Genomic DNA, 25,185 nt, shown 5'->3' with positions numbered 1-25,185 from the left:
CCCACCGCACAACCGGGAGCAGTCCGCACCACGGCGAATCGTGGTGCGGACTGCTCCCGGGTTGGTCGAACGGCGGCGCCCGACGCCACGGCGCCGCCGAACGGCTCAGCGCTTCAGGTTCGTCAGCTCCTGCAGGACCTCGTCCGAGGTGGTGATGATGCGCGCGTTCGCCTGGAACCCGCGCTGCGCCACGATGAGGTTCGTGAACTCCTGCGACAGGTCGACGTTGGACATCTCGAGCGTGCCGGACGCCAGCGACCCCACACCGGCGGAGCCGGGCGCACCGACCGTGGCCTGGCCCGAGTTCGCCGTCGCGCGGTAGCCGGACGCACCGGTCTTCTCGAGGCCAGCCGGGTTCGCGAACGTCGCGAGCGCGATGCGGCCGATGGCGAGCGAGGACCCGTTCGAGAACGTGCCGACGACGGTGCCGTCCTTCGAGATCGAGTAGCCCTGCAGCGACCCGGCCTCGTGCCCGTTCTGCGACGAGATCGATGCGGTGTTGAGCGCCGCGAACCCGGACAGCTGGGTCATGTCGACGGTGATGCCGCCGACCGCGAGCGTGCCACCGGACGCGACGGAACCGTCCGCGGCGAAGGTGATCGCGCCGGTCGCCGAGGTCCCCTGCCCGTTCGACGCCGTGACGCTCCACCCGGTCGTGGTCCGCGTGTACGCCAGGGAGAGCGTGTGCTTGCTGCCGTTCTGGTCGAACACGGTGGCGTCACGGTTGAGTGTCTCACCGACGGCGGTGTCGGACGGCAGGTTGCCGGTGACGGTGGCCGAGGAGGTCGCGGTCGCCGGTGCGGCGGCGTCGAGCGGCAGGACGATGTCGGTGAGCTGCCCACCGTCGTTGATCACACCGTTCGTCGCGGAGTACCCCTGGACGATCTTGCCGTCGGCGCTGACGAGTCGGCCGTTCGCGTCGAAGTCGAACGCGCCCGCACGGCTGTAGATCGTGTCGTTGCCGAGCCGCGTGACGAAGAAGCCGTCGCCCGAGATCATCAGGTCTGTTGCCTTGCCGGTGGCCTGCGCCGACCCCTGGGCGAAGTTGGTGGACACGCCGGCGACCTGCACGCCGAGTCCGATCTGCGCCGGGTTGGTGCCGCCGATGCCGGTCTGCGGCCCGCCGGCGCCCTGGGTCATCTGCGACAGGGTGTCCTGGAAGACCGTCGACGAGGCCTTGAACCCGACGGTGTTGACGTTGGCGATGTTGTTGCCCGTGACGTCGAGCATCTCCTGGTGGGAGCGGAGTCCGGAGATACCGGAGTAGAGCGAGCGGAGCATGGTGTGTTCCTTTCAGAACGAGACGGAGGGAGAAGCGGAGGGAGCGGGTCAGGCGGTCTTGATACCGGAGATCACGTCGAGATCGACCTCCTTCCCGTTCACGGTCACGGTCGGCACGCTGTTCGCGTACGACACGGCGCTCGCGGTCCCGCTGACCGAAGCGCCGGAGGACGCGTCCGTGTAGGTGACCTGCTTGCCGACGAGGTTCGCCGCGGCGATGCGCATCTGCAACGAGAAGTTCTCGTTCCCCGTCGTGGTCTGGTTGGTGATCTGCTCCATCATCGCGAGCTGCGTCTGCTGGCTGATCATCTGGTTCGTGTCCATCGGCGAGGACGGGTCCTGGTTCTGCAGCTGCGTGACGAGCAGCTTCATGAACACCTCGGAGTCCATCGTCTGTGACTTCTTCGAGGCGGCGTTCGCGGCGAGGGCTGCGGCCTGCGTGGCTTGGTCCACACTGCCGGTGATCGAGTCGATCGGCATGGTTCTTCCTTGTCGTGGAGCGGCTCAGGCGAGGACGTCGAGTCCCGCGGTGCGGACGGTGGAGGGGACGGACCGGAGGGTCCTGGCGGAGGCGGGTCGGGCCTCCAGGTCGTCGCCGACCGGCGGACCGGCGGCCGGCCGCCCGTCGCGACCGGCGGACTCGCCCGCCTGGCGATCCGGGTGGTTCTGCGACGACAGGTCGAGCGTCGTCGCCACGCCGGTGGTGGCCGCGTCGCGCCGGAGGTCGGGCAGGACCTGCCGCACGGCGTCGCGCCCGGCGTCGGAGGCGGCGAACAGCTCGACGTGCATCCCCTGCGCCGTGACGTGCGCGCGGACGGTGACCGGGCCGAGCGTGTCCGGCACGACCTGGACGGTCACCACGTGATCCCCGTGGCCGGCCTGCGCGAGCGTGAAGACAGGCCGCGCGAGCTGCTGTGCGAGCGGTGCCGGCTGGGCAGCGGGTGCGGCGGTCGGTGCGGTGGTGGTCGGTGCGGTGGCCGTCGGTGCCGGGAGCGCGAAGGTCGCCTCCGGCGTCCGTCCGGTGGGGCTGGCCTGGAGGCTCGGCTCGCCCTGGGTGCGGACGATCGCGTCCGCCCCGTGCTGCGGCGCGGTCGTCGGCCCGGCCGCGGGAGTCGGTGCGGTCGGTGCGGTCGGTGCGGTGACCGTGGGCGAGACTCGGGCTGCGCGACCGTTCTCGGCGTGCGCGGCCCGAAGAGTGTCGCTCGGCACGAGGCTCGGCGCGCCGGTGGCCGGAGTGGCCGGGAGGCCGCCAGCGACAACCGGCGCCGGGTCGCTCGGCGCCGTGCCGGCCGCAGCCGCGCTGACGGCCGCAGCCGCGCCGCCGGGCGAGACTCGGGCTGCGCGACCGTTCTCGCCCTGCGCAGCCCGATGGGTGTCGCCCTCCGCGAGACTCGGCTGCGCGGCGCGCCCGGACGCCGGCATCGCCGCACCCGCCAGCTCCGCGGCCGAGTCTCGGGCCACGCGACCGTTCTCGCGCTCCCGAGCCCGAGAACCGTCGCCCACCGCGAGACTCGGGGCGTCGGCCGCGAGACTCGGGGCGGCGTCGGCCGCGAGACTCGCGGCGCCGTCGGCCGCGAGACTCGGGGCAGCGGCGGCCGACGGCGCCGCGGCGGGCGCGGCGACCGGGAGACCGAGGAGCGCGGCGAGGGCACCGGCATCCGCGGCTGCGGGTGCGGGTTGCCCGGGCACGGGCTGCGTCGGCACGGTCTGCGACGGTACGGGCTGGCCCGCGGAGAGCTGCGTGGCGTCGGCGGCAGCACCGGACTCGGCACTGGTCGTGCTCGCCGTCGGACGTCCGTCCTCGCCCCTCGCCGGACCACGCCCGGCGGCAGGCGCTGCGGCGTCCGCGGCGGTCAGCGCGGCGGCGAACCCGGTGCTCGCTGCGGGGTCGTCCTTCGCGGACGAGCCGGCACGGGCGGGCGCCGCAGCGATGGGCGCACCCTGGGCGGTGGGCAACGTCATGGTCATGCGGCGGCGCTCCCGGACTGCAGCAGGGACATCAGGGCAGCGGTCTGCAGGTCGGTCCCGGACGAACCGGCCCCGGCAGCGGAGGCGGCCTTCGTCGCGGCGGCGTCCTGGGCCGACGGCACGATGCGCCGGATGGTCGCGATGTCCGAGTCCTTGTACCAGTTGTCGACGATGCGGACGTCCTTGCCGGGGCGGGGCGCGTGCAGCACCTTTCCGTCGCCAACGTAGATGACGACGTGGCCCTCGCCCTTCGGGATGATCAGGTCGCCCGGCTGCGCCTGCGCGAGCGACGGCACCGCGACGCCCATCTTCGCCTGGTCCGGCACGACGCGCGGCATGGTGACGCCGAGGTCCTTGAAGACGGTCTGGACGAGTCCGGAGCAGTCCATGCCCGAGGTCGTCGTGCCACCGAACACGTAGGGCACGCCGAGGTACTTCTTCGCGTCGGCGACCACGTCGTCCCCGGTCGCACCGCTGCCGGTGGCGACGGTCCCCTTGCCCGCGTCGACCGACGTGGCCGGGGCGGTCGTCGGTGCGGCGGTGCCCGAGGCCTCGGCGAGTGCCGATGCGAAGGCCGTCGACGACGCCGCCGAGTCGGCCGAGGACGTCGACGTGGCCGCCGTCGACGTGGCGGTCCCGCTCTGCAGCGTGTCGATCTGGGAGCGGATCTCGGAGATCCGGCTCAGCACGGTGTCGAGGCTCATCGGCCGTCTCCGTTCCCGAGGTCGCGCGGGCTCCGTGCCGCGATCTCGTCGAGGGTGGTCTGTTCGGTGCGCAGATCCTCGGCCGCGACACGGGAGTCGTGCTGCGTCTCGAGCTTCTCGAGCCCGAGCGCCGCGCGACGGGCGGCGTTGTACGACCCCTGCGCGGCATCGGCGTCGGCGCGACGGTGCTGCACCACGGCGTCGAGTTCCTCGAGCATCCCGCGGGTCGCGGCACGAGCTGCGGCGACCGCGCTGAGGGTCGCGGCGTCCTCGATCGGCATCGCGGCCTCCTGGTCGCTCAGGTTCCGGCGCGCGGCGATCCGGGCGTCGGCGGCGTCACGGACGCGTTCGTTCGCGGCGGCGAGGACCGCTGCGGCCTGGTCCTGTTCCGCGTGCCGGAGTCGGAGGAGCCCGGCGAGCGGGAAGCGGCGCGCCATCAGACACCCCCGAGCTGCTGGACGAGTGCTCCGAGGCGATCCCACGACGAGTCCGCGGTCGCACGCTCGTCCATGCCCTGGCGGAGGAACGCGTCGATCGCGTCCTGGTGGTCGACAGCCGCGTCCACGAGCGGGTTCGTCCCGCGCTGGTACGCCCCGACGTCGAGCAGGTCCTGCGCGGCCTTCCGTGCGGCCATCACCTTCCGCAGGCCCGTCGCAGCGGCGCGCTGGTGGTCGGTGGTGACCTTCGACGCCACGCGGGAGATCGACCCGAGGGCGTCCACGGACGGGAAGTGCCCCGTCACGGCGAGTTTCCGGTCGAGGACCACGTGCCCGTCGAGGATGCTCCGCGCGGAGTCGGCGATCGGCTCGTTGTGGTCGTCACCGTCGACGAGCACCGTGTAGAGCCCGGTGATGCTCCCGACGCGGTCGGTGCCGGCGCGTTCGAGCAGGCCGGCGAGGACCGAGAACGTCGACGGCGGGTAGCCCCTGGTGGCTGGCGGCTCCCCCACCGAGAGCCCGATCTCACGCTGCGCCATCGCGACACGGGTGAGCGAGTCCATCATCAGCACGACGTCCTGCCCGGCGTCGCGGAACGACTCCGCGATGCGGGTGGCGACGAACGCGGCACGCAGACGCATGAGTGCTGGTTCGTCCGAGGTGGACACGACGACGATCGAGCGTGCGAGGCCCTCGGCACCGAGGTCGTCCTCCAGGAACTCCCGGACCTCGCGGCCGCGCTCCCCGACCAGTGCGATGACGTTGACGGCCGCGTCACTCCCCCTGGCGATCATCGACAGCAGCGACGACTTGCCGACGCCGGACCCCGCGAACAGGCCCATGCGCTGCCCGCGCCCGACGGTCGTCAGGGTGTCGAGCACCCGGACCCCGAGCTGCATCGGCGTGTCGATGCGCGTGCGCGCCATGGCGTTCGGCGTCGCGTGGTCGAGTTCCACCCAGTCGTCGGCGTCGAGCGGGCCACGATCGTCGATCGGGCGGCCGAGGCCGTCGAGCACCCGTCCGAACAGGCCGTGTCCGGTCGGCACGAGCACCGGGCGCCCTGTGGGTCGAGCCGGCGTCCCGGCGGTGATCCCGGTGAGGCGCCCGAGCGGCATGCAGCGGACGGCCGTCGCGTCCGTCGCGACGACCTCCACGGCGGTCTGCGGTCCGTCGTCGTGCCCGACGAGGACGACCTCGCCGATGCGCGCGTCGAGTCCGGCGATCGTCAGCCCGAGGCCGACGGCGCTCGTGACGACGCCGACGCGCTGCGGTGCGGCGAGGGCCACGGCGGCGTCGAGGCCGCGCGGACGGAGGAGCGTCGCGGTCATGCGGTCACCCCCAGCGCGTCCTTGGCGCGGGCGAGTGCGACACCGATGCGGGCGTCGAGGATGCCGTCCGGCAGGTCGACGACCGCGTCGCCGTCGGCGAGGGTCGCGTCCGCGCGCACCGGGACCGGCAGGTCCAGTCCGGCGACCGCCCCGGCGTCGGCCGGGCTGAGCCGCACGGCGGTCGCGACCGTGTGGTCGACGGACGCGAGCGCACGGCGGACCGTCGCCTCCGCGCCGGAGTCGACCCCGGCCTCCAGGACCGGACGGGAGGACCGGATCGCGTACCCGACGGCGGCGTCGGCCAGTTCGACGGCGGCTTCCACGACGGATCGCTCCGCCGACTCCAGCACCGGCACCGTGCGCGCGACGAGCGCGTCGGTCATTGCGCCGAGCACGGCCAGCCGCCTGGCCGTCTCGGCCTCGAGCTGCGCGGCGCGGTGGTCGTGCGCTGCAGCGAGCTCGGCGCGCAGTGCGTCCGTCTCGGCCTGCGCGGCCCGGAGCCCTGCTGCGTACCCGGCGGAGTGCCCGCGGACCTCGGCGCTGGCGACGCGGTCACGGAGCCCGGCGTCGGCGACGACGGGGAACGCGACCCGTTCGAAGGTGGTGTCACTCAACGAGCTCGTCCTCCTCCGCGCGGTGGACGGTGATGACGCCCTGCGCCTCGAGCTCGCGGACGGAGCGGACCACCTCGGCGCGCGCCTCCTCGACCTGCGAGACGCGGACGGGGCCCATCGCCTGCAGTTCGTCGTCGAGCAGTTCGCGGTTGCGCTCGGAGACGTTGGCGCGGATGGTCTCGACGACCGGTCCGGCAGCGCCCTTCATCGCGGTGGCGAGGATCTTCGAGTCGATGCCGCGGAGCACCTGCTGGATGTCCCGCGCCTCGAGCTTGACGATGTCCTCGAAGGTGAGCATCCGGGAACGGATGTCCTCGGCGAGCTCGGGGTCGCGCGCCTCGAGACCGTCGAGCACGGCCTTCTCGGTCGCGACGTCCGATCGGTTGATGATGTCCACGAGCGGCTGGATGCCTCCGACGACCTCGATGCTCTCGCGCGGCGACACGACGGCGCCGGCGCGCTGCCGGAGGACGCCCGCGACGATGCCGACCGCCTCGGGGGTCGCCGACCCCATCGTGGCGAACGCCTGCGCGACGTCCGTGCGGGCGCGCTCGTCGACCCCGGCGAGCACGGCGCTCGCCTGGGCGGGCTTGAGGTGTGCCAGCACGAGGGCGATGGTCTGCGGGAGCTCGCCCTCGAGGAGGGTGATGATCTGGCCTGGTTCGGCGTCGTCGAGGAAGTCGAAGGACTGCCCGGCGAGGTTCGAGGCCAGCCGGTCCATGACACCCGCGGCGCGCTCGGCACCGAAGGACGCCTCGAGGAGCCCGAGCGCGGTCTCCTTGCCGCCTCGACGCTGTGTGCGGCCGGTCAGCGTCATCCGGTGGAACTCGGTCAGCGTCTTGTCGACGACGGTGTCCTCGACCCGGCGCATCCGGACGATCTCGGCGGAGATCTCCTCGGCCTCGAGCTCGGAGAACTGCTTCATCACCTCGGCGGCACGCTCGGTCTCCATCTGCATGAGGATGAGCGCGACCTTCTGCGCACCGGTCAACGCGCGGTCGCCGGACGCTGGGGCGGCGGCGTTCACACCGTGGTCCGGTCGTCGAGGAGCCCGCGGAGGAGCTCGGCCGTGCGCTTCGGGTCGCGCTCGGCGAGGGCGGAGATGTCCTGACGGCGGCGCTCGGCGGTGATCTCGTCGGTCGTGAGGACCTCGGTCGGGGCGTCATCGTGCGGCAGCGTCGGCAGCGCGACGGTCGGGGCGTCGCCGGCGGACGAGAGCCCGGCGCGCTGCTCGGCTGCATCGACCGCCAGCGGCAGTTCGAACGCGCTCCCGAATGCGTCGAGCTCGCCGACGTCGACGCTCTCGCGCTCCTGCCGCCGACCGCGCTTGACCAGCACGATGATCAGCGCGATGAGGGCCAGAGCGATGCCGATGACGATGCCGGCGGTGCGGATCGCCGACCACATCGCCTCCTGCTGGTCGGCCTCCTGCTGTGCCTTGAGCGCCTTCGCGGCCTCGTCGGCGGTGCTCGTGTCGAAGTCCATCATCGCGACCTTCACCTGGTCCCCACGGGCGGTGTCGGCACCAGCAGCGGCGGACACGAGGTCGTTGATGCTCTGCAGGTTCGCGTCCTGCACGGACGTCGCCTTGCTGTTCAGCGCGACCGACACGGTCTGGCGCTGCACGCCACCCGACGGGATCTGCGTCGTCTCGGTGGTGTGGTCGACGGCGTTGTTCTTCGTCGCCGACTCGTTCGTGTAGCCGCCGTCACCGGTGCCGCTCGTCGCGGAGCCGTTCGGGACGGCGATGTTGTCCGGGCCGAGGACGCCCGTCGCGCCGCTGGACGCTCCGGCGCCGGAACCGTACTGCTCCTTCGTGGACGACTCGTTGAGCGCGACCGGTCCGGAAGTCGGCGTCGTGTACGACTCCGACGTGCGCGTCCCGGTGTTCTGGTTCATCGTCGCGGACACGACGACGCTGGCGTTGCCGGCTCCGAGGGTCGTGTCGAGCAGGTCCTGGATCTTCTTCGACGTCGACGCGTCGTAGTCCGCTGCCTGGTCGGCACCCGATCCGGTCGCGCCGGTGCCGACGGCGGACAGGGTCTGGCCCTTCGCGTCGACGACGGACACGTCGGTGGGCTGCATGCCCTCGACCGCGGCGCTCGTCAGGTGCACGATCGACTGCACCTGGTCGGTGGTGAGCTGGACGCCGTTCTTCGTGGCGATGAACACCGACGCCGTCGGGTCCTTCTCCTCGGACACGAACACGGACTTCTCCGGGATCGCGAGCTGCACGGTGGCGGTCTGCACGCCGTCCATCGCCGAGATCGTCTTCGCGAGCTCGCCCTCGATCGCGCGCTTGTAGGTGACGTCCTGCTGGAACTCGGAGCTCGTCACGCCCATCTTGTCGAGCAGCGAGTATCCGCCCTCGTTCGACGACGGCAGGCCGTTCGACGCCGCCTTGAGCCGCTCGGTGTACACCGCGGACTGCGGCACGAGGATGGTCGCCCCGCCGTCGGTGAGCTGGAAGGGCACACCGTCGGTGGTGAGCTGGTCCGTGACCGAGCTCGCGTCCGCAGCGGCCAGCCCGGTGAAGAGCGGCGCGTACGACGGCTTGCCGAGCCAGGACGCGAGCGCGATGCCGCCGAGGACGAGCGCCGCGACGCCGAGGATCGCGATGGTGCGCTGGGCGGCGGAGAAGCCCTTGACGTAGGCGCCGAGGCGGCCGAAGACGTTCTGCAGTGCGGCGGGCATCAGGCCTGCATCCTCATGATCTCGTTGAAGGCGTCGACGCCCTTGTTGCGCACGGCTGCAACGAGCTCGAGCGTGACCTGCGCACGGGTGGACGCGATGGTGGCGTCGTGGATGTCGTCGAGGTTGCCGGTGACGGCCTTGAGCGCGAGCGTCTTCGACGTGCTCTGCAGCTCCTGGAGTCCGTCGACGGCGTTGCCGAGACTCGCGGCGAAGGACCCGTCGGTACCAGTGGTGGGCTCGGCGGTGGTCGCGGGCGTGGTGGCCTGGTTCGTGCCGAACACCCCGGAGAGGGCGTTCGTGGTCACACCGTTCACGGCGTCGATGGGCATCAGTTCTTCCCGATCTGCAGTGCCGCTTCGTAGGCGGTCTTGGCACGGTCGACCACGGCGGCGTTCGCCTGGTAGCCGCGCTGGGCCATGATGAGGTCCGCCATCTGCGTGCCGAGGTCGATGTCCGGCATGCGGACGTACCCCTCGGCGTTCGCGAGCGGGTTGTCCGGGTCGTAGGTCACCCGGCCGGCGGCGCTGCCGAACGCGGCGCCCTTGACGTAGGCGCCGGAGACGCCGTTGCCCTCCTGCACCTCGACGTACCGGGCCTGGAACGCGGTGTCGTCCATCGACTTGACGGTGTTGACGTTGGCGATGTTGTCGGAGATGGCGTCGAGCCACTTCCGGTGCACGGTGAGGCCGGTGCTCGCGATCCCGATCGCGTCGAAGGTCGTCACGAGTTCGTCCGCATCGCCGCACGGACGCTGGTGAGCTCGGAGTTCATCGCCTGCGTGGCGAACTGGTACCGGAGCACCGTGTCGATGTTGGAGAGCGTCTCCTCATCGAGGTTGACGTTGTTGCCGTTCGTGTTCGTGGGCTCGAGGCTGCGCGCGATGGTCGGCGTCGTGCTGCCGTTGCCCTCGACGACGGACTTGGCGAGGGCGTCCTCGAACTGCACCTTCTCGGCGTGGTAGTTCGTGGTGTTGATGTTCGCGATGTTGTTCGCGATCACGCGCTGGCGCATCGAGAGCCCGTCGAGCGCGCTCTGCAGCGCCGCCGACGTCACGGAATCGAACACGGAGGTTCCCCTCGTCAAGGTGCCGTCGTCCTGTGCGACGACACCGTGCGGTGGTGGCCGATCCGTGGCCGGGTGGTCGAGCGATCCGTGCTCGTCGGGCGCTATCGGAGCGCGGGTCCCGGGGTGTTAGCGGTTGCCCCGAACGGGGGGCTCAGGCGGAGGCGTCGAGGTACACCGAGCGCTGCGGCTCGCGCGTCGCGTCGACGGCGCGGAGCGCCCCGAGGTGCTCGAGCGTGCTGCGTCGTTCCTCTTCGAGGACGGCGATGCGGTCGCGCTGCGCGGCGAGCAGCCGGGAGGCCCGCCCCACCAGGTCCCGCGGCACCGGTCCCAGCCCGGCCGGCTCGTGCCACGGGGCCGGGTCGTCGGCGACCGCCGCCTGTTCCAGGGACGTGAGCACGGCCTCCCAAGCGGCCCGCTGCTCGTCGCGCGTGGTCTGCTCGTCTGGCCCCGTCTGCTCGTCGTCCGTGGTCTGCTCAGGCGACACCGAGCGCTCCGCCGATCGTGTGCTGCGCCGGTGCCGGCGTCGCCGGCAGGGCGGCCGCGGCGTCGTGCCAGGACTGTCGCAGGGGCTCGAGAATCCGGATGCAGTCGCGGGTCGCCTGGACGTCCCGGTGCACGTTCGCCGTGATCAGCGAGGTGGACGCGTAGTTGTAGATCGCCAGGAGTCCCTCGCCGCCGTCCCACGCGTCGATGCGGAGGGTCGCGGACAGCTCGCCGACGATCGCCTGGGCGTGCAGGAGCTGCTCGCGCGCGGCGTCCCAGTCGTTCGTGGTCTGCGCGGCCTCTGCACGGTGCAGGTCGAGGAGCAGCCGGTCGTAGAGCATCGTGACGAGCTGTGCCGGCGTCGCGGAGAGGACGGCCTCGCTGGTGTACTGCGCGCGGCGGCGCACGGTGTTCTTGTCGTACATGGTGTCTCCTCGCTCAGCTCGACGTCGACAACGTGGAGAGCTGGCTGGTGAGCCAGCTCGACTGCGACTTCAGGGAGCTGAGGCTGGTCTCGAGCGCCGTGTACTGCGCCTGCAGCGTCGCTCGACGCATGCTCAGGCGGTCCGTCCAGGCATCGATCTGGTCGTTGAGGTCCTTGACCACGGACTGCTGCCCGGTGATCGAGGTGGTGATGGAGCCGGTGTACTTGTCGCTCGCCGCGTTGGCTGCGTCGGCGACGTTCTGCGCGACCCCGGACAGGATGGCCTGCGTCCCTGCGGGGTCGGCGGCCAGGGCCTTCTGGAACACGTCCTGGTCGAAGTCGAACGTGCCGTCCTTCTGGATGACGATGCCGATCGTCGACGGCGACGTGCCGTTCACCGGGGTCGACATCGCACTGCCCACCCGCTGCATCGCGGAACGGGTCGTGGCGTCCCCGAGGAGCACCCCTGCGGTGGTGGTCGTCGTCCCCGTGGTGGGGCTCGTCGTGCTCGTCACTCCGGTGTTCTGGGAGTAGTACGACGAGATCGCGGTGAAGGCGTCGACGAGACCGGAGGCGACCGACTGCGCCTTGGCGGCATCCCGGCCGATCGTGACCGTGACGGGGTCGGCGGACGTCGTGCTGACGCTGACCGACACGCCGGGGAGCAGGTCGGCGAAGCTGTTCGACGCACTCGTGATCGTCTGCGCGGCGGCGGTCCCCGTGTACAGCGTCACCGCGGCGTCGGTGGCCTGACGGACCACGGCGGCCCCGGGCTGCGTGAACACGTCGATCGCGGTGCCGGCCTCGACGTCGGCGGCGCTCCCGCGGAACAGCGAGAAGCCGTTCGCCGCACCCGTCGCGTTGGACGAGACCTGGAGGCGGTAGAGCTTCGTGCCGTCGGCCGCGGTGCCGGATGCGACCTTGGTCGCCGTGACGCCCGCCGCAGCTTTGTTGATCGCCGACACCGTGTCGTCGAGCGAGCCGGACGCCGGAGCGAGTTCGACCTGCGTGCCGTCCGGCTTGACGAGTGTCAGCGGTGACGCCTGATCGGACCACGTCGCCATCGCGGCGGTGACGCCCACCTTGGCGGCGGCCGTGGCGTCGACGGTGAAGGACACCGAGCCGGTGGCGGCCCCGTTTCCCGTGCTCGCCGTGACCGAGGACGACGAGCTCGTCGCCGTGAACAGCGACATGGACGTCGGTGCTGCGGCCGCGGTGGCCTTCGTCGCCAGGCTCTGGAAGAGGCCGTTGATCGTCTGCAGGGACGAGATGAACGAGTTGGTCGAGGTGACCTTCGTCTTGAGCAGGGTCTGCGGGACCTGCTCGATGGTCATCAGCGAGTTGATCAGGTCGGTCGTGTTGAGGCCGCTGACGAGGCCGTCGATCCCGAGACTGGACATCGCCGGGGCTCCCTGCTGGCTGCTGGTGGACGGGACGAGGGGTGCTCCGCCCCGACCGGCACCCGAAGGGCCGGCGGGGGCGGAGCGTGCTGCGACGAGACGGGCCCGTCAGAGCGTGTTGCGACTAGCGGAGCAGCGACAGGACGCCCTGCGTGCTCTGGTTCGCCTGCGCGAGCATCGACGTGCCGGCCTGGCTGAGGATGTTGTCGCGCGTGTACTTGACCATCTCCTCCGCCATGTCGACGTCGGTGATGCGCGAGCCGGCGGCGGTGAGGTTCTCCTTGGCCACGTTCGTCACGTTGATGGCGTGGTCGAAGCGGTTCTGGATGGCACCGAGGTCCGAGCGAGCCGCGGACACCTTGGCGATCTGGTCGTCGATCGTCTTGATCGCCGCCTGCGCCTCGGCTGCGGAGCCGAAGCTGATGCCCTTGGCGGTGCTCGCCACGCCGTTGTCCAGGGCGGCGTCGTCGGACGTGACCGTCCCGCCGTCCTTCGCAACGATGGTGATCGCCGTGCCGTCGTCGCTCGCCGTGGCCGTGAAGGCACCGGAGAACTTGCTGTCGGCGTTGAGTGCGGCCGCGTACTCCTTGGTGTCGGCGTACGCGCCACCGGTCCCCGTGCCGGCCGCGAGGGTGCCGGTGGTGACCGCGGTGCTGACGCCGTCCTTCGCCGAGGTGAAGGTGGCGGAGGTCGCGAGCGCGGTGGTGTCGGTCGGCGTGAAGGTCTCGCCGTTCGGTGCGGAGAGGGCCTTCGCGATGTTCGCGACGTTGGCGCCGGACAGGTCGACCGCGATCTGGCTGCTGGCGTCACCGTTCGCACCGACCTGGAACAGCAGCTTGCCGTCCTTGGCCGTTCCGGCGGAGCCGTCGAGCAGGTTGATCCCGTTGAAGTTCGTCGACTGCGAGATGCGGCCGAGTTCCTTCTGCAGCTGCCCGACCTCGGTGCTGATCGCTTCGCGCGACGTCGCGTTGTTCGAGTCGTTGCCGGCCTGCACGGCCAGGTCGCGCATGCGCTGGAGGATCGAGTGGGTCTCGGTGAGGCCACCTTCAGCGGTCTGCACGACGGAGATGCCGTCCTGCGCGTTGCGGGCGGCGACCGTGAGGCCACCGACCTGGGACTTCAGCCCCTCGGAGATCGACAGACCGGCCGCGTCGTCGGCAGCACGGTTGATGCGGAGACCCGACGAGAGCTTCTCGAGGGACTTCGACAGGTCGTTCTGCGTCGAGTTGAGGTTCCGGTACGTGTTGAGTGCCGAGAGGTTGGTGTTGATGGACATACCCATGGTGGTTTCCTCCGTGAAATCTGGGTCTTCGTCAGCCCGTCCGTGGGCTGACATGGTGTCCTCTCGGCCGGGCGGCCGGAGGCGTTAGGGAAACCGTCCGGATTTCTCCGAGCGGTTCCCACGGCTCAGCTGGCGACCACGTGGTGGCCGGTCGCGGCGTCCTGCACCGCACGGGCGACACCGACCGCGGCGTTCGCGGCGACCTTCGCCAGGTACGCGCTCCTGCGAGCCGCGGTGGTACGGGACACGGGCTCCGGGGTCTCGCCGCCGTCGCCGTAGTGCGTGGCCAGACCGTCGCGGAGCAGCCGCATCGCCTCGGAGCGCTGCTGGGACACGGCGGAGTGGGTGATGCCGAGCTCGGCGGCGACGTCTGTGACCGAGCGGTCCCCGAAGTAGACGGCCTCAACGACGAAGCGCATCCGCTCGGGCAGTGCCTCGACGGCAGCACGGAGGTAGCGGCGCCGCTCGGCCTCGACGAGGTCCTCGCCGGGGAGCGGCAGGTCGGCGGCGACGGTGTCGTGCACGGTCTCGTCGATCGGCGTCACGACCCGGCCGGCGTCGCTCATCGCGTCGGCGGCCGTCTGGCGGTCGACACCCATCACGTCGGCGATCTCCTGCACGGACACCGTGCGACCGAGTCGGGAGGACAGCGCCTCCTGCGTCGCGAGGGCCTCGCGGATGCGCTTCCTGGTGCCGCGGCTCGCCCAGTCCGCCGAGCGCATGTCGTCGGCGATCGCGCCGGTGATGCGGGTGCGAGCGTACGCGCCGAACGGCACGCCGAGGGTGGGGTCGAAGGCGTCGGCGGCCGCGACGAGCGCGAGCGAACCGACGGCGGCGAGGTCGTCGCGGTCGAGGTGGGTGGCACGTGCCCGGACGTCGGACACGATGTAGCCGACGAGCGGGAGGTGCTCGACGATCATCGCGTTGCGTTCGGTGCGGTCCATGCTGATCCCCTGGTCGTCTCGACTGGTGTGACCCGTCCGTGGGCGCGGCGATGACCGGCCGCGTGGAGGCCGGTCGGTACGCCGAAAACCCGCCCGGATCCTCCGGGCGGTGCACCCGCGTCCCTGCGACGCGTTCCGGTTTGTCCCCCGGGGTGCGTTCTGAATGTATCGGCTGGCAAAGCCCTGAACACCCCCTCACACGTCCCCAAAGCGGGGGGACACGGGGTGTTCCCCGGTCGGCATTTGGGGGGACCCGAGTGCGGGAACGGTCGTTCCTGTCCCCCGGAGTGGAGGCACCGGGAGGAGACCGTGCCGACTCGTGCCCCGCCGCCGCCGGAGTCGCGCTTACGGGGCACCCCGGGCTGCCGATAGTCCCCGCTGTCCGCAGGATGACCGACACACAGTCGGACCGACACCGGGAGGAGATGATGAGCGTGAACGACCTGTCCGCCGTGCTCTGGCGCGAACGAGAACTGCTCGAACTGCTCACCTTCAAGCTCGAGGAGGAGCAGCTGCTGCTCGCCGCCGGGCGCTCCCGCTGGGTGTCGCACGCCAGCCGCGAGGTCGAGCAGGTGCTCGAACGGCTCCGCGCCACCGGACTCGAACGGAGCGCGGAGAGCGCCGCCGTCGCCGAGGAGTGGGGCGTGGACCCCGACGCTCCCCTGCGCGAGGTCGTCGCCGCGGCGCCTGGTGGCCCGTGGGGCGAGATCCTCGCGTCGCACCTCAACGCGATGGTCGAGCTGACCACGCAGATCGGGGCCCTGCGGGACGAGAACGACCGCTTCCTCCGGACCGCGGCGCAGGCCACCGAGGAGACCCTCGCCGGCACGGTCGGCGACACCGCGACGTACGACGCCACCGGGACCTCGGGCCACGCGACGGGCGAGGCCCGACTGTTCGACGGGACCCTGTAGAAGATGGTCAGCACCTTCGGCTCGCTCGCCACCGCGTACTCCGGCCTCGCCGCAGCACGTGCCGGCATCGACGTCACCGGGCAGAACATCGCGAACGCGGGCACCGCCGGGTACACCCGCCAGCGCGTCACGCAGACGTCGATCCCCGCGGCGCAGACCGGCTTCATGCGCGGGACGGCGGCCCTCGCCGGACAGGGCGTCTCCGTCGACGGCATCGCACGACTCGGCTCCCTCACGCTCGACGCCGGCGTCCGCGCCGCTGCCGGGTCCTCCGCGTACGCCACGGCCAGGGCAGCCGGACTCGACCAACTCGAGACCGGGCTGAACGAACCGGGCGACGACGGGCTCTCCGCGAAGCTCGACGACTTCTGGTCAGCGTGGGGCGACCTCTCCACGCATACCGACGACCCGGGTGCGTCCACCGCGCTGCTCGGTGCCGCGAAGACCGTCGCGTCCACCCTGGCCGCCGGGTCGAAGGCCGTCGACGCACAGTGGACCAGTGTGCGCGGCACCGTCGCCGGACAGGTGTCGCAGCTCAACGACGCGGCGAAACAGGTTGCCGACCTCAACGGCCGCATCCGCACCGCACTCGCCGGTGGCGGTAACGCGAACGAGCTCATCGACCAGCGTGACCAGCTCACCGAGCAGATCGCCTCCCTCGCCGGGGGCACGACCCGCGCGAACGCCGACGGCACCGTCGACGTGCTCATCGGCGGCAACCCGCTGGTGCAGGGCTCGGATGCCCGCTCGGTCGCGCTCGGCGGCGGGACCCGGCTCGCGGACGGCGCGCCGGTCACCCTCAGCTGGACCTCAGGTTCCGGTTCGGCCGTCGCCCTCGACGGCGGATCGATCGCCGGCAACGTGTCCCTGCTGGCACCGGCGAACGCGAACGGCACCGGCGGTGCGCTCGCGCAGGCGTCCGCCGCGTACGACGCGATCGCGACGACGATCGCCACACAGGTGAACGCCGTGCACGCCACCGGTACGACGGCGAACGGGACCACCGGTGCCGCCTTCTTCGCGCTCACCGCCGGCGTCCCGGCAGCGCAGGGCCTCACCGTCGTCCCCACCGACGCCGGCGGCATCGCGACGCGGAACGCGGCCGGCGAGTACGACGGCTCCGTGGCGGACGCCCTCGGCGAGCTGGGGAAGGCCGCGGACGCACCCGACAAGGCGTGGGCGACGTTCGTGGCGGGCGTGGGCACGGCCTCCCGTTCGGCGACGTCGGAGGCGACGCTCACCGGCCTCGCCCTCACCAACGCGCGCACCCAGCAGCAGTCGGGCGCCGGCGTCGACCTCGACGAGGAGAACGTCAACCTGCTCAGCTACCAGCACGCCTACCAGGGCGCGGCACGTGTCCTGACGGCCGTCGACGAGATGCTCGACACCCTCATCAACCGCGTCGGCCTCGTCGGGAGGGGATGACCGTGATCACCCGTGTGACCACCCAGATGTCCATGGCAGCGGCCACGAGCCGGCTGCAGGCCGGTGCCGCCAAGCTCGCACAGCTCACCGAGCAGGCCACCACCCTGAAGAACATCGGGAAGCCGTCGGACGACCCGGTCGGCACCGCGTCGTCGATGCAGGTCCGCAAGGAGCAGGCCGCGAACGCGCAGTACACCAGGAACGCGAACGACGCGGTCGGGTGGCTGGCGAACACCGACAGCGCGCTCGGCGACGTCTACTCGGTCCTCTCGAAGGTGCGGGACCTCACCGTGCAGGCGGCGAACTCCGGCACCATGAGCGACACCGACCGCGACGCGTTCGTCACCCAGTTCCAGGCGCTGTCGTCGGACCTCGCCGCGAGCGCGAACGCCACGTACGGTGCCCGGTCCGTCTTCGCCGGGTCCTCGACCTCGTCGACGGCGTACGACCCCGCCGCCGGGTGGGCGCCGTCCACCGCGACCGTCGACCGGCGCATCGGCGACGGGACCACGGTGCGGGTCGACACCTCCGGGGCTGCGGTGTTCGGTTCCGGGTCGACCTCCGTGTTCTCGATGATCGACTCGATCGTCGGTGACCTGCAGAACGGCGTGAACGTGAACCCCCGCATCAACGACGTGGACGCGCACCTCCAGACGGTGCGCGGCGCGCAGGCGGACGTCGGTGTCCGGCACGCAGCCGCGATCGCCGCGCAGGACTCCCTGAAGTCGTCGTCGACGACGCTCGAGGGACGCCGCTCGTCGATCGAGGACAAGGACCTCGCGAAGGCCGTCCTCGACCTGCAGGTGCAGCAGACCAACTACCAGGCAGCCCTCGCCGTCACCGCGAAGGTCCTGCAGCCGACTCTGATGGACTACCTCCGATGAACATCGACCTCACCTTCGCCGTCGCACCGTTCGGTCTCGAGCCCCTCGTCGCGTTCACGCTGACGCCGGTCTCGGGTGCCGACGGGCTCTTCACGCTCGTCGGTGCGGGGACCACCGCGTCCGGCGTGTCCGCGCCGAAGATGTTCCTGCTCGACGCAGCGGTGCACCTGCCCGACTACGCGCCGGCGCTGTCCGACGAGCAGGCGGCGACGATCGGGCTGACCGCGCCGTCGGACGCGATGCTCCTCGTCGTGGCGACCCCGGGTGACGCCGGCACAACGGTGAACCTGCTCGCGCCGGTCGTGGTGAACGCGCGGACGTCGGTCGGCGCGCAGTTCATCCTCGAGGACCAGGACCTGCCGTTGCGCGCGGAGCTCGCCCGGCGGTAGGGGGGCTGCTCCTGGCTCCCCGCTCCTGGCTCCCGGCTCCCCTGCCCGGATTCCGACTCGGAACGACAGGATCGCTGTCGTACGACAGCGATCCTGTCGTTGGGCGGCGTGCGCAACAGTTGCACACGCGGGGTTGCGACAGAGTCGCTGTCGTACGACATCGACGTTGTCGCAGGTTGCGCACGCACGAACCCTCCACAGCCTGGAGGCTCGGCTCGTCGTCCACAGATCGACTCGCCTCCGCCCCGTGGGCAGGTCACGAGCGGGATCGTTTCCGCATGCACGATCACGTCATGCAGACACCACTGATCCGCACCGCAGACCACGACAGCGCCGAGCGACGCGCGCTCCAGCGTCGTGCTCGCCGTGGCGAACTCGTCGCGGTGCGCCCGGGGGTCCTCGTCGAACCCGACGCCCTCGACGCCCTCAGACCGGAAGCGCGGCACCTGCTGCTCCTCCGCGCCACCGCCTCGATGATCCGCCCACCGCGGGCGATCTCGCACGCGTCCGCGGCGGCGGTCCACGATCTGCCCTTCGTCTCCCCACCTCCGGCAAAGGTGCAGGTCACGGATCCGCGACGGACCCACGCCGACGCGACACGGTTGACCAGCGTGCACGTCGAAGCCGATCGGACCGGCCCGGTTCCCCGGTACGCCGGCAGCCCACCGACGATGCCGACGGAGTTCTGCGGCGCGCACGTGACGGCGCTCGTCCGGACGCTCGTCGACGTCGCTGCGACCGAACCTGCATTCGTGTCGGTCCCCATGCTCGACGCGGCATTGGCTGCACGTCAGGTGTTCCCGGAGATGCTCCTCGACGAACTCGCGGCGGCGCCGCCGAACGCCGTGCACCGTGCCCGCGTGGCCATCGAGATGGCGTCGTCATTGTCGGACTCCCCCGCGGAATCCATCGCACGGGTCCGGTTCCGGCAGCTCGGGACACCGGAACCGGTCCAGCAGCACGTCTTCGCACGACCAGGTGTTCGGCGCGCCGTCGTCGACTTCTGGTTCCCGGCGCAGGGCGTCGTCGTCGAGGTGGACGGGCGTGCCAAGTACGGGGACGGAGCTGCCGCCGCCGAAGCGCACTGGGACGAGAAGCGTCGAGAAGACTTCGTGCGCTCCTTCCCAGAAGTTCGAACGGTCATCCGGTTCAGCTGGGCCGATCTCATGGACCCGGAGGTGATCCGTGCCGCGCTCATCCGTGCTGGCGTTCCACTCCGGTAGCCAGACGCTGCCACGTCTCGACGACGCTGTCGGGGTTGAGCGACATCGAGCTGATGCCGCGCGCCATGAGGTGCTCGGCGAGGTCAGGGTGGTCGCTCGGCCCCTGCCCGCAGATGCCGACGTAGGCGCCGCGAGCACGGCAGGCATCGATCGCCATGTCGATCAGGCGCAGCACGGCCGGGTTCCGCTCGTCGAACGACTCCGCGACGATGCCGGAGTCCCGGTCGACGCCGAGGGTCAGCTGCGTCAGGTCGTTCGAGCCGATCGAGAAGCCGTCGAAATGGTCCAGGAACCGGTCTGCGTCGAGCGCGTTCGAGGGGATCTCGCACATCATCACGACCTGCAGCCCGTTGCGTCCACGGACCAGTCCGTTCGACGCCATGCGCTCGACGACGCCGGACGCTTCCTCGACCGTCCGGACGAACGGGATCATCACCCGCACGTTCGTGAACCCCATCACGTCCCGCACCGTCCGGATCGCCTCGCACTCCAGCGCGAACGCTTCGGCGAAGTCGTCCGACAGGTACCGGGCGGCGCCGCGGAACCCGATCATCGGGTTCTCCTCGTCCGGCTCGTACGCCGCGCCACCGAGCAGGTGCGCGTACTCGTTCGATTTGAAGTCCGACAGCCGCACGATCACCGGCTTCGGGTCGAACGCCGCCGCGAGCGTGCTGATGCCCTCGGCGAGTCGGCGCACGAAGTAGTCTCGCGGCGCCCCGTACGCCGCGATGCGGTCCTCGATCTGCTCGCGCAACTCGGTCGGCTGATCGGCCAGGTGCAGGAGCGCCTTCGGGTGCACACCGATCTGCCGGTTGACGACGAACTCCATCCGCGCGAGCCCGACGCCCGCGTTCGGCAGCGCCTGGAACCCGAACGCCTGCTCCGGCGACCCCACGTTGAGCATCAGGTCGACGCCGAGGTCCGGCAGGGCATCGACCTCGACCCGTTCTGTGACGACGTCGAGCATCCCGGGGAACACCCGCCCGGTCTCGCCCTCCGCGCAGGACACCGTGACGGCGTCCCCGTCGGTGAGCACGGACGTCGCGGAGCCGGTCCCGACGACGGCGGGGATGCCGAGCTCACGGGCGATGATGGCGGCGTGGCAGGTGCGCCCACCGCGGTTCGTCACGATCGCGGACGCTCGCTTCATCACCGGCTCCCAATCCGGATCGGTCATGTCGGCGACCAGTACCTCGCCCTCCTCGAACTCGTGCATCTCGTGCGGGGATGCGAGCACTCGCACCGGGCCGGCACCGATCCGCGCGCCGATCGCCCGGCCCTCCAGCAACGGTGCCTCCGTTGGCGCCGCGGCAAGGCGGTGCCGCTCGACGACACCGGCGAGGGACCGGGACGCCACCGTCTCCGGCCGGGCCTGCAGCACGTAGAGCTGTCCGTCGAGTCCGTCCTTGCCCCACTCGATGTCCATCGGGCGGCCGTAGTGCCGCTCGATCGCCACGGCCGTCCGCGCGAGTTCGGTGACCTCGGCGTCGGTGAGCGAGAATCGTCGACGGTCGAGCGGGTCGGTGTCGACGAACGCGGTGGTCCGTCCGACGGCGGTGTCCTCGGTGAAGACCATCCGTGTCGCCTTCGCTCCGACGAGCCGGGAGAGCACGGCCGGTCGGCCCGCCGCGAGCGCCGTCTTCGACACCGTGAACTCGTCCGGGTTCACCGCGCCCTGGACCACGCCCTCACCGAGTCCGAACGCGCTCGTGACGAAGACGGCCCGGTCGAAGCCGGTCTCGGTGTCGAGCGTGAACATCACCCCGGATGCGGCCAGGTCGGACCGCACCATGCGCTGCACACCGACGGAGATCGCGACCTCGTCGTGCACGAACCCGCGGTGCACGCGGTAGGCGATGGCCCGATCGGTGTACAGCGACGCGAACACCTGCCGGATCGCTTCGAGCACCGACTCGACACCGCGGACGTTGAGGAACGTCTCCTGCTGCCCGGCGAACGACGAGTCGGGCAGGTCCTCGGCGGTCGCGCTCGACCGCACCGCGAAGCTGACGCCGTCCGGCATTCCTCGAGTCAGGCGTTCGAAGGCCGCGCGGACGGACAGCTCGAACGCGATGCCGAGATCGGTCGTCGCGATCCGTTCCCGGACGGCCCGGCCGACACGCGCGAGCGCTCGGGTGTCCTCGACGTCCAGGCCCTCCAGCTGCCGTGCGATCCAGTGCTCGAGCCCGGACGTCGCCAGGTGCCGGCGGAACGCGGCGGCGGTCGTCGCGAAGCCGTCGGGGACGCGGATGCCGGCGGAGGAGAGCGAGCGGATGAGCTCCCCGAGCGACGCGTTCTTGCCGCCGACCGCCGCCAGGTCCTCGAGACCGACTGCGTCGAACGACACGACGTCCACGGTCGTGGCGGTGGTTCGGGGTGCTTCGGTGATGGTCATCGGTGGCGCCTTTCGTCAGGTCGTCGTTGCACCGCCCGGTCGTCAAGACCGCGCTGTGGAAGCAGTCTCACGGCCGGACAGCACCCAAGAGTCTCGAGAACGCTGTCAAGATCGGCACTTCTTGCCGGAACGTGGAGCCGCGCGTACCGTGAGCCCATGGACGACGACCTGGACCGCGCCGGCCTCCTCGGCGCCCGGATCCGCCACTACCGGACGACGGCGGGTCTGACGCTCGATGCTCTCGGCGCCGTGCTCGGCATGAGCGCGAGCCGCCTCTCCCTCATCGAGAACGCACGGCGCGAACCACGCGTGTCCGAGCTCCAGGCGTTCGCGGATGCCCTCGGCGTCGGGGTGACCGACCTGCTCCGTGACGAACCGCCGAACGACCGTGCTGCCCTGGAACTGGAACTCCGTCGGGCGCAGGCCGCCCCCGTCTACGCGGCCACCGGCCTCCCGACCGTCCGCCCCGGGCGGAGCCTCGGCGACGATGCCCTGCGGGCGCTGGTCGGCCTCCATCGCGAGCTCGAACGGCGGGCGTCCGAGGCCATCGCGACACCGGAGGCAGCACGGCGCGGGAACACCGAGCAGCGTGCCCGGATGCGTGAACGAGACAACCACATCGCGGAGATCGAGGCCATCGCCGAGGAGTGCGTGCGCTCCGTCGGCCACTCGTCCGGTGCCCTCACCCACCGGGAGGTCAGCCGGATGGCAGAGACCATGGGATTCGACCTGTTCTTCGTGGACGACCTCCCCCGATCGGCCAGGAGCGTCACGGACATCGCGAACGGCCGCATCTACCTACCGCCGTCGTCGATCCCCGGCGGACACGGCCTCCGCTCGATGGCGCTGCAGGCGATGGCGCACCGGATCCTCGGGCACCGGCCGCCGCACTCGTACGCCGATTTCCTGCAACAGCGGCTCGAGATCAACTACTTCGCGGCGTGCTGTCTGATGCCCGAAGCGCAAGCGGTGGCGTTCCTCGGGCAGGCGAAGCGCGCGAAGGACCTGGCGGTGGAGGACTTCCGCGACGCGTTCGGCGTCACGCACGAAGCCGCGGCGCTGCGGATGACGAACCTCATGACGCGGCACTTCGACATGCGCGTGCACTTCCTCCGCGTCGGTGACGACGGCGCGGTCTACAAGGCGTACGAGAACGACGGACTCCCGCTGCCCGTCGACGTCACCGGTGCCGTCGAGGGCCAGGTCGTCTGTCGTCGCTGGGGTGCACGTCGCGCGGGCGACCGGGCGAACCGGACGACCGAGTTCCACCAGTACACGGACACCCCGACCGGCACGTTCTGGTGCTCGACGCAGACCGGATCGACACCGGAGGGTGGGTTCTCGATCACGTTCGGCGTGCCGTTCGACGACGCGAAGTGGTTCCGCGGGCGGGAGACGACGCATCGGGAGACCTCGCGCTGCCCGGACGAGCAGTGCTGCCGGCGGCCGTCACGAGCGCTCGAGGACCGGTGGGCGGGGTCGGCGTGGCCGAGCGCGCGGCTGCACGCGCAGATCCTCGCGCCGCTGCCGTCCGGCCGCTTCCCCGGGGTCGACGACGGGGAGGTCTACGCGTTCCTCGACCGGCACGCCGCATCTTGAGACACGGCGACGTCACCAGCCGCAGCGGCGCCCGCGTCAGCAGCCGTACCCGCGTCAGCAGCCGTACCCGCGCCCGCGCCAGCAGCCGCACCCGGGTCGCCAGCCCCACCCGAGTCGCCAGCCCCACCCGGCTCGCCAGCCGCACCCGGGTGGTACGCCCGCTGCCGCTCCACCACCCACGGCCCCGCCCCGACCGCCACGACCTCACCGACCGCCAGCCGCGCACCGTGCACCCGCCCCGCCCCCTTCACCACGGCCCCCCGACGGTCCGGATCGGGCTCCGCGTGCGTCCCGCCCCCGTCGAGCACGACGTCCCGCACCGCCACCGAACCGAGCACCTGCGCGCCGTCACCGATCTGTGCCGGTCCCTCCACCTGCGCACCGCCGAGGACGCGGCCCCCGGCCCCCACCACCACGTCGGCACCCTCCGAAGCGGTGATCGTCACGGCACCCGGCCCGATCTGCGCATGCGCACCGATGCGTACCGTGCCGCCGTCCGCGACGACACCGACCGCGCCGGGTCCGAGCCGGGCTCCTGCCCCGACCTCGACACACCCGGACCCGCGGGTCTCGAGCACCACGCCGGGGTACAGCACGACGTCGTCGGCGAGCACCACGCCGCGGCCGACGAGCACCGACCCAGGATCGAGCACCGCGACGCGGGGCGCGAGCGCAGCGGTCTCTCGCACGGTGAGGAACCCTGCGGCACGACGGACCTCGTCGAGCGCGTGTTCCGGAGACGAGGCAGGCACGAGATGGTCCACCCAGCGAGCCTCCCACATGCCCGGCGTAGCGTGGCGGCCATGGCCCCGAAGCAGAACCACCAGTCGGACCAGGCGATCGTCCCGCTCCCCCAGGCCCCGGTCGACCGGACGACGAGCGCGGAGGTCTCCACGACGACGAGCGCGAAACTCCCCACCACCGCGAAGGGCTGGGAGCGCTGGCTCGATCGCCTCCTCGACGTGCAGCGTCCCGTCGTCGTCGCGCACGTCAACGGTGTCCGACGCCGCCACCCCGACGCCTCTCCCGCAGAGGTCATCCAGATCCTCGAGCGGCACTACCTCACCGCTGTGACCTCCGGTGGCGCTGCCGTCGGTGCGAGCGCGGTGATCCCGGGCATCGGCGTCGCCGCGAGCTTCGGGCTGACCGGCGTGGAGACGATGGGCTTCCTGGAGACGACGGCACTCTTCGCACAGTCGGTCACCGAGGTGCACGGCATCGCCCTCGACGACCCCGAGCGCTCACGCACCCTGGTGATGGCGATGATCCTCGGCACGCCGGGCACGCAGCTCATCAAGCAGCTCGCCGGACAGGCCGCCGGTGGCCAGGCACGCACGGCGTTCTGGGGCGAGATGGTCACCTCGTCGATGCCCAAGCAGGTCGTGAGCGGGATCGGCGGGCAGGTCCGGGACATGTTCATCAAGCGGTTCGCCGCACGACAGGGCACGTCGATGCTCGGTCGGGCGCTGCCGTTCGGCATCGGCGCTGCTGTCGGGGGGCTCGGCAACCACGCGCTCGGCCGTCGGGTCATCCAGGCCTCGCGGACCGGCTTCGGTCTGCCGCCGGCGCACTTCCCGATCGTCCTGCAGCAGCAGGAGCCGAAGCAGCGTCAGCTGCCGTGGCGCCGCCGCGGCGGGAGCACGGACGGGCAGCAGGACAGCAAGCGGCCCGACACCGCGCTCTGAGCGCGACCGGACGGCGGACGGGAGGCTCGTGGCGACCCCGCCACGAG

Annotated in this window: 26 protein-coding genes; 7 read left to right on the top strand and 19 right to left on the bottom strand. The window is 71.4% G+C overall.

Going from position 1 to position 25,185, the window contains the following annotated elements:
* Positions 1-105: 105 nt before the first annotated feature.
* The 17 genes from ACIPJ2_RS09670 to ACIPJ2_RS09590 form a co-directional block, all read right to left on the bottom strand.
* Positions 106-1,281 carry a flagellar hook protein FlgE gene (locus ACIPJ2_RS09670; protein ID WP_281264436.1) on the bottom strand — a complete coding sequence of 392 codons (1,176 nt, stop codon included), beginning with the start codon at positions 1,279-1,281 and terminating at the stop codon, positions 106-108.
* A 48-nt stretch (positions 1,282-1,329) separates the two neighbouring features.
* Positions 1,330-1,761 carry a flagellar hook assembly protein FlgD gene (locus tag ACIPJ2_RS09665; protein ID WP_402728636.1) on the bottom strand — a complete coding sequence of 144 codons (432 nt, stop codon included), beginning with the start codon at positions 1,759-1,761 and terminating at the stop codon, positions 1,330-1,332.
* A 24-nt stretch (positions 1,762-1,785) separates the two neighbouring features.
* Positions 1,786-3,249 carry a flagellar hook-length control protein FliK gene (locus tag ACIPJ2_RS09660; RefSeq protein ID WP_402728635.1) on the bottom strand — a complete coding sequence of 488 codons (1,464 nt, stop codon included), beginning with the start codon at positions 3,247-3,249 and terminating at the stop codon, positions 1,786-1,788.
* On the bottom strand, positions 3,246-3,953 hold the full coding sequence (locus ACIPJ2_RS09655) for a C40 family peptidase (RefSeq protein ID WP_402728634.1): 708 nt from the start codon (positions 3,951-3,953) through the stop codon (positions 3,246-3,248). Before ACIPJ2_RS09655 ends, ACIPJ2_RS09660 begins: the two co-directional genes overlap by 4 nt.
* Entirely contained in the window at positions 3,950-4,390 is a 441-nt protein-coding gene (locus tag ACIPJ2_RS09650) for a flagellar export protein FliJ (protein ID WP_402728633.1), read from the bottom strand. The genes ACIPJ2_RS09655 and ACIPJ2_RS09650 overlap by 4 nt, the downstream gene beginning before the upstream one ends.
* Entirely contained in the window at positions 4,390-5,718 is a 1,329-nt protein-coding gene (locus tag ACIPJ2_RS09645) for a FliI/YscN family ATPase (protein ID WP_402728632.1), read from the bottom strand. Before ACIPJ2_RS09645 ends, ACIPJ2_RS09650 begins: the two co-directional genes overlap by 1 nt.
* The gene (locus ACIPJ2_RS09640; RefSeq protein ID WP_402728631.1) at positions 5,715-6,332 is read right to left on the bottom strand and encodes a hypothetical protein; all 618 of its coding nucleotides are present in this window, start codon (positions 6,330-6,332) and stop codon (positions 5,715-5,717) included. The genes ACIPJ2_RS09645 and ACIPJ2_RS09640 overlap by 4 nt, the downstream gene beginning before the upstream one ends.
* A complete protein-coding gene (fliG, locus tag ACIPJ2_RS09635) occupies positions 6,325-7,359 on the bottom strand; it encodes a flagellar motor switch protein FliG (protein WP_402728630.1) in 1,035 nt (344 codons plus the stop codon). Before fliG ends, ACIPJ2_RS09640 begins: the two co-directional genes overlap by 8 nt.
* Complete coding sequence (gene fliF, locus ACIPJ2_RS09630) at positions 7,356-9,026, bottom strand: flagellar basal-body MS-ring/collar protein FliF (protein WP_402728629.1); 1,671 nt, start codon at positions 9,024-9,026, stop codon at positions 7,356-7,358. The genes fliG and fliF overlap by 4 nt, the downstream gene beginning before the upstream one ends.
* Positions 9,026-9,355, bottom strand: a complete 330-nt coding sequence (gene fliE / locus ACIPJ2_RS09625; protein WP_281264427.1) for a flagellar hook-basal body complex protein FliE — start codon at positions 9,353-9,355, stop codon at positions 9,026-9,028. Before fliE ends, fliF begins: the two co-directional genes overlap by 1 nt.
* On the bottom strand, positions 9,355-9,750 hold the full coding sequence (locus tag ACIPJ2_RS09620; RefSeq protein ID WP_194625857.1) for a flagellar basal body rod protein FlgC: 396 nt from the start codon (positions 9,748-9,750) through the stop codon (positions 9,355-9,357). Before ACIPJ2_RS09620 ends, fliE begins: the two co-directional genes overlap by 1 nt.
* A complete protein-coding gene (locus ACIPJ2_RS09615) occupies positions 9,747-10,091 on the bottom strand; it encodes a flagellar basal body protein (RefSeq protein WP_402728628.1) in 345 nt (114 codons plus the stop codon). The genes ACIPJ2_RS09620 and ACIPJ2_RS09615 overlap by 4 nt, the downstream gene beginning before the upstream one ends.
* Positions 10,092-10,242: 151 nt before the next feature.
* Positions 10,243-10,575, bottom strand: a complete 333-nt coding sequence (locus ACIPJ2_RS09610; RefSeq protein ID WP_402728627.1) for a hypothetical protein — start codon at positions 10,573-10,575, stop codon at positions 10,243-10,245.
* The gene (gene fliS, locus ACIPJ2_RS09605; RefSeq protein WP_402728626.1) at positions 10,565-10,999 is read right to left on the bottom strand and encodes a flagellar export chaperone FliS; all 435 of its coding nucleotides are present in this window, start codon (positions 10,997-10,999) and stop codon (positions 10,565-10,567) included. Before fliS ends, ACIPJ2_RS09610 begins: the two co-directional genes overlap by 11 nt.
* Before the next feature lie 13 nt (positions 11,000-11,012).
* On the bottom strand, positions 11,013-12,398 hold the full coding sequence (gene fliD, locus ACIPJ2_RS09600; RefSeq protein WP_402728625.1) for a flagellar filament capping protein FliD: 1,386 nt from the start codon (positions 12,396-12,398) through the stop codon (positions 11,013-11,015).
* Positions 12,399-12,522: 124 nt separating this feature from the next.
* Positions 12,523-13,680, bottom strand: coding sequence for a flagellin (locus ACIPJ2_RS09595; RefSeq protein ID WP_402728624.1), 1,158 nt, complete (start codon positions 13,678-13,680; stop codon positions 12,523-12,525).
* Positions 13,681-13,805: 125 nt separating this feature from the next.
* Entirely contained in the window at positions 13,806-14,624 is an 819-nt protein-coding gene (locus ACIPJ2_RS09590; RefSeq protein ID WP_402728623.1) for a sigma-70 family RNA polymerase sigma factor, read from the bottom strand.
* A gap of 428 nt (positions 14,625-15,052) precedes the next feature.
* Between ACIPJ2_RS09590 and ACIPJ2_RS09585 the strand changes: the two genes are divergently transcribed.
* The 5 genes from ACIPJ2_RS09585 to ACIPJ2_RS09565 all read left to right on the top strand — a co-directional run bounded on the left by ACIPJ2_RS09585 (position 15,053) and on the right by ACIPJ2_RS09565 (position 19,459).
* Entirely contained in the window at positions 15,053-15,538 is a 486-nt protein-coding gene (locus ACIPJ2_RS09585; RefSeq protein ID WP_402728980.1) for a flagellar protein FlgN, read from the top strand.
* Between the two features lie 3 nt (positions 15,539-15,541).
* The gene (gene flgK, locus ACIPJ2_RS09580; RefSeq protein ID WP_402728622.1) at positions 15,542-16,963 is read left to right on the top strand and encodes a flagellar hook-associated protein FlgK; all 1,422 of its coding nucleotides are present in this window, start codon (positions 15,542-15,544) and stop codon (positions 16,961-16,963) included.
* A 2-nt stretch (positions 16,964-16,965) separates the two neighbouring features.
* Positions 16,966-17,847 (top strand): flagellar hook-associated protein FlgL, encoded by an 882-nt coding sequence (gene flgL, locus ACIPJ2_RS09575; protein WP_402728621.1) that lies wholly within the window; start codon positions 16,966-16,968, stop codon positions 17,845-17,847.
* The gene (gene fliW, locus ACIPJ2_RS09570) at positions 17,844-18,236 is read left to right on the top strand and encodes a flagellar assembly protein FliW (protein ID WP_402728620.1); all 393 of its coding nucleotides are present in this window, start codon (positions 17,844-17,846) and stop codon (positions 18,234-18,236) included. The genes flgL and fliW overlap by 4 nt, the downstream gene beginning before the upstream one ends.
* A gap of 293 nt (positions 18,237-18,529) precedes the next feature.
* Positions 18,530-19,459, top strand: a complete 930-nt coding sequence (locus ACIPJ2_RS09565; RefSeq protein WP_402728619.1) for a hypothetical protein — start codon at positions 18,530-18,532, stop codon at positions 19,457-19,459.
* On the opposite strand, the gene ppsA is transcribed toward ACIPJ2_RS09565, so the two are convergent.
* Positions 19,431-21,854 (bottom strand): phosphoenolpyruvate synthase, encoded by a 2,424-nt coding sequence (ppsA, locus tag ACIPJ2_RS09560; RefSeq protein WP_402728618.1) that lies wholly within the window; start codon positions 21,852-21,854, stop codon positions 19,431-19,433. The two genes, ACIPJ2_RS09565 and ppsA, sit on opposite strands and share 29 nt — an antisense overlap.
* 156 nt (positions 21,855-22,010) lie before the next feature.
* Here ppsA and ACIPJ2_RS09555 point away from each other — a divergent pair, with 156 nt between their 5' ends.
* Positions 22,011-23,453: a helix-turn-helix domain-containing protein gene (locus ACIPJ2_RS09555; protein ID WP_402728617.1), complete on the top strand. Its 1,443-nt coding sequence runs from the start codon at positions 22,011-22,013 to the stop codon at positions 23,451-23,453.
* Here the strand turns inward: ACIPJ2_RS09555 and ACIPJ2_RS09550 are convergent.
* Positions 23,420-24,217: a hypothetical protein gene (locus tag ACIPJ2_RS09550; protein ID WP_402728616.1), complete on the bottom strand. Its 798-nt coding sequence runs from the start codon at positions 24,215-24,217 to the stop codon at positions 23,420-23,422. The two genes, ACIPJ2_RS09555 and ACIPJ2_RS09550, sit on opposite strands and share 34 nt — an antisense overlap.
* Positions 24,218-24,256: 39 nt before the next feature.
* On the opposite strand from ACIPJ2_RS09550, the gene ACIPJ2_RS09545 reads away from it, so the two are divergent.
* Positions 24,257-25,138 carry a hypothetical protein gene (locus ACIPJ2_RS09545; RefSeq protein WP_402728615.1) on the top strand — a complete coding sequence of 294 codons (882 nt, stop codon included), beginning with the start codon at positions 24,257-24,259 and terminating at the stop codon, positions 25,136-25,138.
* Positions 25,139-25,185: the final 47 nt, after the last annotated feature.

Origin of the sequence: Curtobacterium sp. NPDC090217 (assembly GCF_044746705.1) — a bacterium.
Taxonomy (GTDB): Bacteria; Actinomycetota; Actinomycetes; order Actinomycetales; family Microbacteriaceae; genus Curtobacterium.
Note: the sequence above shows the minus strand (reverse complement) of the source record. Positions and strands in the feature narration are given on the sequence as shown.